This window comes from Dysgonomonas sp. Marseille-P4677 (genome assembly GCF_016652235.1).
Taxonomy (GTDB): domain Bacteria; phylum Bacteroidota; class Bacteroidia; order Bacteroidales; family Dysgonomonadaceae; genus Dysgonomonas.
Map to the genome: position 1 here is coordinate 1 of NZ_JAEPKU010000269.1, position 1,323 is coordinate 1,323.

Annotated in this window: 1 protein-coding gene; it reads right to left on the bottom strand. The window is 29.1% G+C overall.

Features of this window, described 5'->3' with window-relative positions:
- A partial coding sequence (locus JGH11_RS19990; RefSeq protein WP_201114744.1) for a hypothetical protein occupies positions 1 to 1,241 on the bottom strand: 1,241 nt, incomplete at its 3' end.
- Positions 1,242 to 1,323: the final 82 nt, after the last annotated feature.

The following is a 1,323-nucleotide window of genomic DNA, read 5'->3' on the forward strand; positions in this document are numbered from 1 at the left end:
CATTTTGTATAGTCTAACGTATCTCCCATATATCGATACAAAAGAGAAATATCTTTGATTGTATTATTGAAATTATCTTTTATGATAACTTTGTTCAATTTTTGAGGAGGATAGTCTTTAATTACTTGTTGGGAGACCAAATGTTCACTATCTCTTGACACAAAACAATCCATGTCTTTCCTGGAAGAAGAATGAAATGATACTGAACCTTCAGTAAAAGAAATTTTTTTTATAATAGACTGTTTAATAACATAATAAGAATAACAGTGGTAGGACTCATTGCCGCAGACGATGGATACTCCTCCTAAACCTTCTATTGGAATTGGATAGCTATTATTAAAAGTATAATTTACCGGACTACTTACAAACTCAAACTCATATTCAAATGTAATTTTTTTACCTTTAGGAGATTCAATCGAACTCAACTGCCAGCTGGTTTCAGTATATGGAGATACTTTCTTTTTCGATATATTCTTCTTTTCTAAAAAATGAGAGTTTTTGTATGGAGTAGATTCTGTATATGTTTCAGTATATTCTTTTTCTTCAAATAAATACTTGTATCCTTCTTGATCGAAAATAATCCATATGTGTTTATCAATATCATAAGATAAATCTATATAAACATTTGAAGACTCTATTATAGGTTTTATAATAGTTTTTTCTAAAGAAGCATTTTCTCTAGGTTGAAAATAACAAGTACCATTGATACCGCAAAAATTAAAATGATACAAATCTGGCTCCAAATCAGATTCAAACAGAAGTTTCTCATTTTCCGAATTAGGTTGTTCTTTTTTATCGATAAATCCAGTCTTTTGATCGAAACTATATTGATTTACAAATGATTCATATCGATTGTAATTATAATAATATCCTGTAAAAATATTTGGATACAAACCTCTATAATCTAAGTTTATAAAATCATTAAACCCTCTTACTTCTTTGGTTATATGTCCTCCGGTTTCCATCACCCATCCTAATCCAACATTACTAGATTCCTGCTCAACACGAATGCCTGAAGCATTATATTTTAATTTGATCGTTATTATTTTCCCATCAAGATTAATATCATAAAAAGGAAATTCTATTACTGGAGTACCTGTATAATATCCTATTGGATAATAACCATATTCTCCAATAGATGCAATATTGGGAGCTATGGGTGTCTTTATTATTTGAGATATATCATTTTGTGCATTCAAAATGCAGCTAAAGATAAAAAACAGTGGCAATACTTTTTTCATTTTTTCACAACTATTAAATTCACAATTAACTCATTTTCAGTAATTCTCAGCACATAACTCTTGGGTTGCAGATTACTGCAAT